Origin of the sequence: Vibrio sp. 2-Bac 85, from assembly GCF_037546705.1 — a bacterium.
Taxonomy (GTDB): Bacteria; Pseudomonadota; Gammaproteobacteria; order Enterobacterales; family Psychromonadaceae; genus Psychromonas.
In genome coordinates this window covers 338,722-350,397 of sequence record NZ_JALAAB010000001.1, presented here as the reverse complement: position 1 = coordinate 350,397, position 11,676 = coordinate 338,722, and the positions used below count along the sequence as shown (strand labels likewise).

Here is an 11,676-nt window from a genome sequence, read left to right as displayed (position 1 = left end):
TTGTTTTAAAACATAGTGTTATGTGTGTTTTTTTAAGTTTGTTATGTTTTTTATCTCCTTTTGTTGTATTGACAGGATTAGATTTTAAACACTTAATGTTAAGTATTAGTTAACAAAAACTCTACTGATGAAAGGATAGTAATGTGATGATAAAAAATGGATCCAGCAATATTGACTACACGCTCTTTATACCCGCAATGATAATAATTATATCGAGTTGCTCATACCTCGCTATTGAACCAGAGGCCGGCTCTCAAATAGTCGATACTCTTTTTAATTGGACAACGAGTAAATTTGGTTGGCTTTATTTGAGTATTGGTCTTGTTTGTTTTTTTGTGATGTTCATTCTAGCTTTTAGTCGTATAGGACGGATTAAATTGGGTAGAGAGGAAGATCACCCTGAGTTTAGTAAAGCTTCTTGGATTGCCATGCTTTTTTGTGCTGGAATCGGTATTTCATTATGTAATTGGGCGTTTATAGAGCCTATTTATATTATGTCTTCACCACCTTTTGGGATCGAAAAAGGTAGTGCAAAGGCGATTGAGTGGGGAGCTATGTACCCATTATTACACTGGGGAATAGTACCTTGGTCTATTTATTTGTTGCCCGCCATTCCTATGGCCTACAATTTTTATGTTCGACGCATTCCTATCATGAAATTTAGTGAGGTGTGCCGACCAATTTTAGGTAATTTAGTTGATGGAATTCTTGGTAAAACAATTGATCTAATTGTTATTTTATCAATTGTGGGTGCCGTAGGAACGTCGTTGGGATTGTCTGTTCCACTTGCTTCAACATTGATCAATAGCGCTTTTGGTATTGAAGAATCCTTTGGGTTGCAAATGGCCATTTTAGGCGTGTGGATTATTTTGATCGGCTGGTCTGTTTATAAAGGGCTGGGTAAAGGTATTCAGATTTTGTCTAACGTTAATGTTGGTTTAGCATTTCTATTACTTGCTATTGTTTTCATTGCTGGTCCAACTATCTTTCTTTTAAACCTTAATGCCAATAGTTTTGGGTTATTTTTAGATAACTTTTTCCGTGTTAACACATGGACCTCTCCTGTTGTACATGACAGTTTCCCAAGAAGTTGGACAATTTTCTACTGGGCTTGGTGGATTGCTTATGCGCCTATGATGGGTATCTTTGTAGCTCGCATTTCAAAAGGGCGCACTATAAAAGAGTTTATATTAAATGGTGTTTTATGGGGCTCTGCTGGTACATGTGTATTCTTCGCCGTTTGGGGTGGATACTCTTTACACTTAGATTTTAATGGCATATTGGATGTTGAAGGGATTTTAAATAATGAAGGTATTCCCGCAGCTGTGACGCAAATTGTTAATACATTGCCCTTAGCTGGAGCAGTAGTATTACCTCTATTTATATTATTGTGCTTTATCTTCTTAGCGACCACTGTTGATTCATCTGCTTATACGTTAGCGTTAGTGACGTCTAAAAAGCTCCATGTTACAGAAGAACCAAGTCGTATTAACCGCCTATTTTGGACTGCTTGTCTTGCCTTTGTAGGGGTGGGATTATTATCTGTCGGGGGATTAAAAACAGCACAAACCTCTACTATTATTGTCGCTTTACCTATGGTTCCCGTTATTATTATGATGATTTTAGCTTTCTTTAAAATGGTTAAAGAAGACTTTCCTGATGAGTTACAAGCTAAATCCGTTATCTTTAAAGGTGAGACTGAAAAAGACTGCGTTATAGCAAAAGTGTAAAGTACTATTGCATTATGACGGCTTTCTAAGGAAAGCCGTTTTTTTAAATAGGCGGAGCGACAACCTAACCTATCAGCTATTGATGTTAAAAATACCCTCTTCGATTTAAATGATTAAAAATCAAAATGCCGTAGCAGTGTTATTTTCCTCTTCTTGAATTCAAGTAAGAAAAGCAACTTACACTAAAAATCTGTAATAGCCCTCAAACAATAACTACGTAACTAAACCGCCACTACATCATCATTATACTGCCATTAAATAACCACTACAGCTCGACTACAAGCATGTCATTAAACCTAGGTCACATTCGTGTTCCTTTTTGCTCATTTAACGTGTTCGAACACGTGTTTTCTTGTTTGTGATGTTTAATCTTTGTTAATCAAGTGTAATCTTGTCGTTGCTAGTTGCTCTGTTTACCTAGAGCAATATTGGTCAGGTGTTTAGGTATTTATTGTGCGGCTTTAATGACTATTTATTTGTTATTTAGCGGTATCCCCTCCGAGTAAAAGTCTTAATTATCAATCTACTTCCTCGTTAAAACTGCATCAATATTCCTATCCTAGATTCGTATAATAAGTGCAATTGCTTATATCGACTGCTGTTATTAACTGACTTAGTTATTTGGTTGGTTAATCGCTATTGAAAGCAAAAATTTTTGAATGTTTGGAAAGTAAAAAATAAGTGGAGAGAAATGCAAAAGGTTATAAATACAGTTTATAAATTAATACGAGGTGAAGTTTAATGAAAGCAAAAGCAAGGTATTTTGGTATCGGGTTTAGGCTTGTTTGTGCTTTCAGTGTGTTGGCTTTTTCAGCCATTTTAGTGTCCAGTGTTTCCTATTCCACTTTTAATGAAACCTTGAGTAAGCTGACTGAAATCCAACAGGAAGATATGGTTTCTTTAGAAGAAGCGGCACGCCTTAATGACCTTGCTCGTGTCATTATTTCTACTTCTTTTATTATTCTTTCCGCAGAGTCAGATCAAGAACGTGACCAAGCAATGCAAGAAATAGATAGTTCGCTTTCTACCATGAGTGAGTTGATGGTTAATTTCCCCGATTACAATCAATACTTTAAAAATCTAATCAATCAAATTAATTATAACTTAAGTCTGCTATACAGTAATGAAGTCAAAATGCAGGTGTTAAATACACGATTTAAAGATTTATTAAGTGGGTTGTTTCCATTTTTGATTGCAACGGATCAATGGTTATCGCAGTTAAGTGAAACAAAAAAGCGCGCTATTAATCACAACGAATTAAGAAGGTTATTACATTACCAATTTGGCTTAGCTGAAAAACTGTATAACGACCTGACATTTAACGAATTGGACGACACTATTTTACGTTTAGAAAGAGTGAGTAGTAATTGGTGGGAGTTATGGCAATCAGGGCAATTAGAAGTCACTGATCAAGCACTTAATAAACGCCTTTTATTTATTAACAACATGATGTCTCGGCAGGGTAAATTATTTGAATTAAAGAACCAACAGATCGATTTACATTATCAACAGAAATTCCTTTGGGGCAACAGTCGTTTACAGTTACATCAACTGGCGGTGCAAGTAGAAAGTTACGCTAAGCGTGTTAATCAGCAAGTCGACTCAGAAATAGATTCGACGGAAAAAAGACTATTACAGAATATGAAATTAGCACTGTTGGTTTCATTTTTCAGTTTAGGCGCCGCGGTCTTTTTCTCTTGGTTTTATGTTCGAAATAATATTCTACAACGTATTCGTAACTTGCAATCGAGCATGCGCTTAATTTCATCTGGAAAGTTAGATACTGAAATACAAATCAAAGGGCGTGATGAAATAACTGAAATGGCCAAAGATGTGCTGCTATTTCAAGCCAATTCACAGAAGCTCGAACAGACCAATAAACAACTCATATTACTGCAAAATGAATTAGTGCAATCAGGGAAATTAGCTGCATTAGGTGAACTTAGTGTCGGTATCACCCATGAGATAAATCAACCTTTGACGGCGGTTAATAGCCACTTACACAGCGCGTCGATTTGGTTGGAAAGGCAGCAACTGGATAAGGTAAAAAATAGCCTATGTAAAATAGAAAAGTTAATTGCTAAAACCTCGGTTATTACTCAACACCTTAAGTCATTTGCTCGTAAATCAGATGGAAAACTTGAAAAAGTGAGTGTTAATGAGGTGATTAAAGAGGCGTTAGAACTGTTATCAAGCCGTATTGACCATGGCAAATGTAGGATCAGCTATACCCAACTCGATGATTACTTTGTGTGGGCTAATGCTATTCGCTTGGAACAGGTGATGGTTAATATTATCGCCAATGCTTTGGATGCGGTGGAAGGTGTGAAAGACCCACATATCGCTATTTACCTTACTGAAAGTGAGCAGTTACTTTGCATTAAAGTCAAAGATAATGGGGCTGGCATTATCAGTGAAGATTTACCGTATATATTTGATCCTTTTTTCAGTAAAAAAATGGTCGGTAAGGGATTGGGCTTAGGTTTATCAATTACGTTTAATATTATTAAAGATTTCAATGGCAACTTGTCTGTGCAATCAGAACTAGGGAAAGGGGCAACCTTCACCATTGAATTGAAGAAACTCAACGGGGAATATGTTAACCATGCAAAATACTAAAGTAGTAGTCCTAATAGATGATGAAATCGATGTAATTGAAGCATTAACTGAAATGCTTGAACTAGAAGGGTTTGACGTGTTGCCATTTACCGACCCTAAATTAGCGCTGCGCTCTATAAAATCTGACAGTCATTGTGTGGTGTTGTGCGATGTGAAAATGCCACATATTGACGGCTTAACCTTGTTGGATGCTATCAATAAACGTGCCTCTAATTTGCCGGTGTTATTGATGAGTGGACACGGTGATATTCCGATGGCAACGCAAGCCATAAAAAATGGAGCTTACGACTTCTTAGAAAAACCGCTAGTGCCTTCTGATTTAATTATTAAATTGAATGATGCATTTGCTAAACGCCAGTTTGAAAGCATTGATGATGCCGTTGAAAATAACTCTTCGCTCACTATTGAAGAATTTGTGATTGGTGAATCACGCAGTATTGAGCAGATTCGACAACAAATATTAGTGCTGGCAAAAACAGGGGTCGATACCATTATCAATGGTGATACGGGTACTGGGAAAGAGGTTGTCGCCAATGCTTTACATCAGTTTAGTACACGAAAAGAGCAACCTTTTGTGGCCATTAATTGTGGCGGAATGACGGAAAGTATTATTGAAAGCGAGTTGTTTGGACATGAATTAGGGTCATTTACCAATGCCAGTAAGCAACGAATAGGGAAAATTGAACTAGCGAATAATGGAACACTTTTTTTAGATGAAATTGAAAGCATGCCTATTTCAGTGCAGATAAAGCTATTGCGAGTAATACAGGAAAGGGTCGTTGAACGTGTTGGTGGTAATCAATTGATCCCTGTAAACATAGTGGTGGTAGCGGCGAGTAAAGCAAATTTAGAGGAACTCAGTGATCAAGGGCTATTCAGAAAAGATCTATTTTATCGTTTAAATGTGGCCAGTATAAATATTCCTAAATTAAAAGAACGGGTCGAAGATGTGCATCCGCTATTTTGTCATTTTGTGAAAAAATCCTGTCAAAAATTTCAAACTCAACCGCCTATTTTATTGTGTGAGCAATTACGCGCTCTGAATATGCATGATTGGCCGGGTAATACGCGAGAGCTAAGAAATGTCGCAGACAGATTTGTTTTAGGCATTGATGGGCAAGGCTTTAACCTACAAAAAACAACCTCAGAAACAGAGCCTGAAGGATTCGATTTTGACCTACAAATGGAAGGCTATGAAAAAGCATTGTTATTAGAAGCACTAGCAAAATCAGAAGGTAATATTAATGCTTCTTCAGAGCAATTAAACCTGCCTAGAAAAACGTTATACCGTAAGTTAAAAAAATATAACATCAATAAATTTGACTTTAGAGTGAGGGCAACAAAAGAGACATAAGTGACCCATTCTTCCTTTGAAAGCATTAAATTAGTTGACTTTATTGACTCAAAAATTAGAGTTTTTTATTTTTATTTTATTCAAGCTGTTGATTAATATCTGTTTTTTATGTTGGCACTTGGCTTGCTATAGGTTATGCCTGCTCAATAGCTTATGTCTGGCCAATACCTCTGCGACATTGTAATAAGTTTCAGAGCAGACCAATAGATAACCTGATACGAGCATGACAATCTCATAAATAAAAGGAAGTAAAATGAATAAATTATACAAAGGATTACTACTCGCAGGCGCGTTAACTGTGCCGACATTAGCGATTGCTGATGAGTGTACAAATCGCGGTGTATTAGATGATAGATACTGTGATGAAAATAATGATTTAGTGGCAGATTCACCTAAAGATCCTGAACAGTGGCGAGACCCAAGTACTTTAGTATTTACTTACACACCTGTTGAAGATCCCGCTGTTTATAAAGATGCTTTCAAAGACTTCCAAGAACACCTCAGTAAAGTGACAGGCAAGCGTGTTGTTTATTACACAGTACACTCTAATTCTGCACAAGTTGAAGCGATGCGTTCAGGACGTTTACATATTGCAGGATTTTCTACGGGGCCAACAGGTTATGCCGTTAATCTAGCGGGCTATGTTCCGATTGCTGTAAAAGGCACCGCGGAAGGTTTTCAAGGTTATAACTTGATCACCATTACTCGAAAAGACAGTGGCATTGATGAAATGGCAGATCTAAAGGGTAAAAAGGTTGCACATACTTCTGCTTCTTCTAATTCTGGCAACTTAGCACCTCGTGCTTTATTCCCTGCCTTAGGTATCGTGCCAGATAAAGACTATAAAGTGTTGTACTCAGGTAAGCATGACCAATCTATTTTAGGTGTGTTTAATGGCGATTACGATGCTGCACCAGTCGCTTCAGATGTTTACGACCGTATGGTAGCTGCGGACCGTGTTGATGATGAAAACATTAAAATTATTTACCGTAGTCCAAAATTCCCAACCTCTGCATTTGGTTATGCAAATGATCTTAACCCTGAGCTTGTTAAAAAAATAGAGAGTGCCTTCTCAACTTACCGCTTTACACCGGAAATGAGTGCCACGTTTAAAGGAGCAGATAGATTTGCACCTATTACTTATAAAGAAGACTGGGGTGTGATCCGCGATATCGCGCATGCTACTGGCACGGCTTATACAAAAGCTGGTTTACAAAAGTTAGCAGAACAGAATGCTGCTAAAAAAGCCGCAAAAAAAGCCGCAGCTTTAGCCGCTGAAAAATAATAAAACTACCTAAGTAATAGGCTGAAAATCGAGCTTCAGCCTATTTTACCAATCTAACGAATTATCCGTTCATTTATGCCTTTTTTCATCACTTTTCCTTGGCATCAAAATAGATCTTTTATTAAATTCGATTGGTATTACTTAGCATTTCTGTTGATACAAGGAATTGTCACCATGGCATCTACAAGTTCTAACGCAATTAAAATTAACGATCTTCATCATGAATATATCGCCGGTAAACCTGTCCTTAAAGGCATAAATATTGATATTAATGAATCTGGCATCGTAGCCATTATTGGCCCTTCAGGCACCGGTAAAAGTACATTATTAAAATGTATCAATCGTTTAAATGACCCTAGCAGTGGTGAAATCTTATTTGACGGTGCTGATTTAACTAAACTTCAAGGTAAAGCATTACGCAAGATGCGCAGACACATAGGCATGGTATTCCAAGAATATAATCTTGTGGAGCGATTGACTGTTTTAGAAAACGTATTAAGTGGGCGCTTAGGTTATATGAGCTCTTGGGATGCGTGGCGTCGCAATTATAAACCGGAAGATTTAAAACATGCCTTTGAATTATTAGAGGTGGTTGGATTAACTGACTTTGCCAATCAACGAGCCGATGGATTATCTGGTGGGCAACGACAAAGGGTTGGTATCGCTAGAGCGGTAATGCAGGGGCCTTATCTATTATTAGCCGATGAGCCAACTTCTTCATTAGACCCAAAAACAGCCGTTGAAATCATGGAGCTAATGGAAACTTTTGCACAACGTAATGATATCCCTGTGTTGCTTAATATTCATGATGTAAATCTGGCTAAACGCTACGCTAAACGAATCATTGGTATGTCCAACGGTAAAGTGCACTACGATGGCCCACCTGAAGATATTAGTGAGGCGGATCTGAAAGTCATTTATGGAGGTGAGTCATGGATGGATTAGCCAAATCAAGCGCTAAGCATGCGGTTAACCCATTTAAAGCCTCGTTGTTAAATCGTGCGCTGTGGTTAATTGTAGTTGCTTATATTTTTTATAGTGCCAGTTCATTAGGGTTATCATTAGAACGTATTTTATTAGGATTTAGTGAAAGTGAGCGTTTGCTAACAAGAATGTTCCCACCAGACTTTTCTCGTGCTGGTTTGTTGATGGATGGGGTGGCAGAAAGCTTACAGATTGCCATTATTTCTAGTTTTTTTGGTATCGTGATTTCATTGTTTATTGGCCTTTTAGCGGCTCGTAATATGATGCCTATTATGATCACTGCGCCGGTACGTGCGTTTATTGCGCTGTGTCGTTCATTTCATCCCGTTATCATCGCTATTATTTTTGTTAAAGCGGTGGGTTTTGGGGCGTTAGCTGGGATATTAACGCTGATATTTGCATCCATTGGTTTTATCGCTAAATTATTTGCTGAAGCCATTGAAGAGATTTCATTTAACTCGGTGGAAGCGATTAGAGCGACTGGGGCAAGTTTCTTTAGTGTCATTATTTACGCCGTTATGCCACAGGTATTCACGCGTTTTATCGGCTTTGCAAGTTATCAATTAGATTCAAATTTAAGAAACTCAACCATGGTTGGCATCGTTGGAGCTGGTGGTTTAGGCGGAACTTTATTTTCAGCCTTCCAACGCTTTGATTACGATTTTGTCTCTGCCATTTTAATTACCATTATCGCTATTATTCTGGTTGGTGAAATGCTATCAAATTTAGTTAGAAGGATTTTCTAATGACAACTTCAAGTATCGATTTAGAGTGGAAAAGATTTACGTTACAGGAAAGGATCTCGCGTTTTGCTGTTTATTTGGTGATCGTGGTTTCGCTAGTATGGTCATGGCAAAGTGTAGAGGTGATTGAAGAGTTTTTATACGATGCACCAGAGCAATTGCTGGATATGTTTCAACGGATGACACCGCTAGATTACGCGTTTTACCCTAGTTCAATTCATGATGCATTAATTGAAACATTACATATTGCTACGCTGGGTACGCTGATTACATTAATTTTTGCTGTGCCTTTAGCCTTATTAAATGCACCTAATATAACCCCTAGTAAAACACTCAATTGGATTGCACAATTCTTTTTAGTGGCAACGCGATCTATTAACTCATTAGTTTGGGCTTTGTTATTTATTGCCTTGTTTGGACCTGGTGTTATTGCAGGGATAATGGCTATCGCGATTCGTAGTATTGGTTTTGTGGGTAAATTATTATCTGAAGCATTAGCTGAAGTAAATATGGGCACCATTGAAGCCTTGAAAGCAACGGGAGCGCCTTGGGGCAGTATTTTAGTAAAAGGTTACTGGCCACAGGTGATGCCGGCATTTTATTCAATTGTATTATTTAGATGGGATATTAATGTACGTGAATCGGCGGTATTAGGTTTAGTAGGTGCTGGTGGTATCGGTGTGGTACTGAATGATGCGCAAAACCTATTTCAATGGCAGAAAGTTGCGATGGTGCTTGTTAGTATCTTTGCAGTGGTTATTGTTGCTGAAATTATCGCTATTCAAATCCGTAAGCGTTTGATCTAGTTTCGTACGATCTCGTTTATGGTTTAGAACAATCATTATTTACGTAAGTTATTTATTTTATTTCTTGTGTGCTTAGAAAGGGAGGCCTTATGTTGTTGTATGTAAGTAGTTATTTAGCTCGACCTTTCAGGTTGCATTCACTTGAAACGAATCAATAAAACAACACTATAAAAAGCCAACTGATTATGAACTGCCCCCATAAAGTTGGCTTTTTTTCATTTAACTTTTTATTTAATTTTTTATTTAGTTTTTCATCTAATTATTGTAATCGCTGCCTTCGTCTGTCCATTATTAATGGAACAGGTATCACTTTTTTATTCGTAAAGTGCGAATGATCATATTAATTAGAAAAACATTATGTTCTAATGTGAGCATTAACTGGCGCGAACGAACATTTAATTCAAGGATTCCGAAATGAGCCTCAATAGAACGAACAATATTAAACAACTAGCTGAAGAAGAGTTAGATGTCCTTATTTTAGGGGGCGGTATCAACGGTGCTGTCGCTGCTGCATCTTTGGCTGCAAAGGGAGTTAAAGTTGGCCTGATCGATAAAGGCGACTTTGCTGGCGCAACAAGCTCTAACTCATCAAATCTTGCATGGGGTGGTATTAAGTATTTAGAAAGTCACGAATACCGTTTAGTGAATAAACTTTGTAAGAGCCGTAATAACTTAATGAAACATTACCCGTCATCAGTGACTGAGGTACGTTTCTTAACTACTATTCAAAAAGGTTTCCGTTTCCCTGTTTGGTTTGTATTCATGGGGACCTTAGCTTATTGGTTATTTGGTCGACTATTTACTATGGCACCTAAATACCTAACACGTAATGCTATTAAACAACTTGAACCAAGTATTAAAGTAACTGGCGCTCAAGCAGGTTTTGAGTACTCAGATGCTTTCTTAAAAGACAATGATTCACGCTTTGTATTTAACTTTATAACGGCAGCTGCAAAAAAATCAGCGCTTGTTGCAAACTATGTAGAGTCAATTAAGGCGGTGCGTGAAAATAATCAATGGGTTATTGATGCTAAAGATAACACCACTGATGAAACCTTTACGATTAAAGCAAAAACCTTGATCAATGCCTGTGGACCAATGGTTGACCAAGTAAATAAAAGCACCAAACAGAAAACATCACATCATCACTTGTTTTCAAAAGGTGTGCATTTAACGGTTGAACGTATTTCAAAAGATCACCGTGTATTGGCCTTTTTTGCAAGCGATGGACGTTTATTCTTTGTATTACCAATGGGTTCAAAAACTTGTATCGGTACCACTGATAACCAAGTAGAGAGCCATAAAACAGAAGTTACAGACGAAGATCGTCAATTTATTCTTGATAATGCTAATACATTATTAGAGTTAGATAAGCCGTTAACTAAAGCAGATATTATTGCAGAAAGATGTGGTGTTCGACCATTAGCGATTGAAGCTGAAGAAGGCGTGGCAGACTGGGTTGCTTTATCTCGCAAGCATGCGATAGATGTTAATAAGCAAGATAAACACATTAGTATCTTTGGTGGTAAATTAACTGACTGTATTAATGTTGGTGATGAAGTGGCTGATATCGTTAAAGATCTAGCCATTCCAATGAAAAAGAATGATTCACTTTGGTATGGTGAACCAGCTGATTCAGTTAAAGCTAAATTTATGAGCGCAATGGTGGAGATTGATAAATTAACACCAAAAGGTGCACTAGAGCCTTTATCAAGTCGTTTCTGGCGCCGTTATGGTGAAGATGCTTTTGTTTTACTTGAGGCAATCAAGCAAGATCCTAGTAAAGCTGAACTTGCTCTTGAGCATACAGAGTTTACTTGGGCTGAAATCGATTGGGTTGCTGAGAATGAGATGGTTGTTAACCTTGATGATCTACTGCGTCGTCGCTCGAAAGCAACATTAGTGATCCGTAAAGAACTCTTAGATAATGCTGAAGGGCTGGAAGCGGTTAGTGAACGTTTATTTGGCGACAAGGCACAACAGAAAGTTACTGAGTTCCGTAACGCGGTTTCATTCAACCGAGATTAATTGCGCGAAAGTTAGTTTCTTAGATTGAAAATTAACTAAAGCTTTAAGCTAATAAAACCACTACCAAGCGTAGTGGTTTTTTGTTTTTTAAAAGAATAAAAACTTTAGCAGAATAAAAATGATTCTT

General features: G+C 37.5%; 8 protein-coding genes. All 8 read left to right on the top strand.

All coding sequences use genetic code 11. The features are described 5' to 3' along the window. The first annotated feature begins 146 nt into the window (after window positions 1-146). The 8 genes from MT390_RS01540 to MT390_RS01505 all read left to right on the top strand — a co-directional run bounded on the left by MT390_RS01540 (window position 147) and on the right by MT390_RS01505 (window position 11,549). Complete coding sequence (locus tag MT390_RS01540) at window positions 147-1,730, top strand: BCCT family transporter (RefSeq protein WP_166368997.1); 1,584 nt, start codon at window positions 147-149, stop codon at window positions 1,728-1,730. Between the two features lie 741 nt (window positions 1,731-2,471). After that, window positions 2,472-4,349 carry an ATP-binding protein gene (locus MT390_RS01535; protein WP_499439195.1) on the top strand — a complete coding sequence of 626 codons (1,878 nt, stop codon included), beginning with the start codon at window positions 2,472-2,474 and terminating at the stop codon, window positions 4,347-4,349. Continuing rightward, window positions 4,336-5,703 carry a sigma-54-dependent transcriptional regulator gene (locus tag MT390_RS01530; RefSeq protein ID WP_499439193.1) on the top strand — a complete coding sequence of 456 codons (1,368 nt, stop codon included), beginning with the start codon at window positions 4,336-4,338 and terminating at the stop codon, window positions 5,701-5,703. The genes MT390_RS01535 and MT390_RS01530 overlap by 14 nt, the downstream gene beginning before the upstream one ends. A gap of 253 nt (window positions 5,704-5,956) precedes the next feature. Next, a complete protein-coding gene (gene phnD / locus MT390_RS01525) occupies window positions 5,957-6,988 on the top strand; it encodes a phosphate/phosphite/phosphonate ABC transporter substrate-binding protein (protein ID WP_166368522.1) in 1,032 nt (343 codons plus the stop codon). Window positions 6,989-7,162: 174 nt separating this feature from the next. Then, the gene (phnC, locus tag MT390_RS01520) at window positions 7,163-7,933 is read left to right on the top strand and encodes a phosphonate ABC transporter ATP-binding protein (protein WP_028868552.1); all 771 of its coding nucleotides are present in this window, start codon (window positions 7,163-7,165) and stop codon (window positions 7,931-7,933) included. Beyond that, complete coding sequence (gene phnE, locus MT390_RS01515; RefSeq protein ID WP_499439190.1) at window positions 7,921-8,718, top strand: phosphonate ABC transporter, permease protein PhnE; 798 nt, start codon at window positions 7,921-7,923, stop codon at window positions 8,716-8,718. The genes phnC and phnE (MT390_RS01515) overlap by 13 nt, the downstream gene beginning before the upstream one ends. Next, complete coding sequence (gene phnE / locus MT390_RS01510; protein WP_166368518.1) at window positions 8,718-9,521, top strand: phosphonate ABC transporter, permease protein PhnE; 804 nt, start codon at window positions 8,718-8,720, stop codon at window positions 9,519-9,521. Before phnE (MT390_RS01515) ends, phnE (MT390_RS01510) begins: the two co-directional genes overlap by 1 nt. A 414-nt stretch (window positions 9,522-9,935) precedes the next feature. After that, window positions 9,936-11,549, top strand: coding sequence for a glycerol-3-phosphate dehydrogenase/oxidase (locus tag MT390_RS01505; RefSeq protein ID WP_166368516.1), 1,614 nt, complete (start codon window positions 9,936-9,938; stop codon window positions 11,547-11,549). Window positions 11,550-11,676 lie beyond the last annotated feature (127 nt).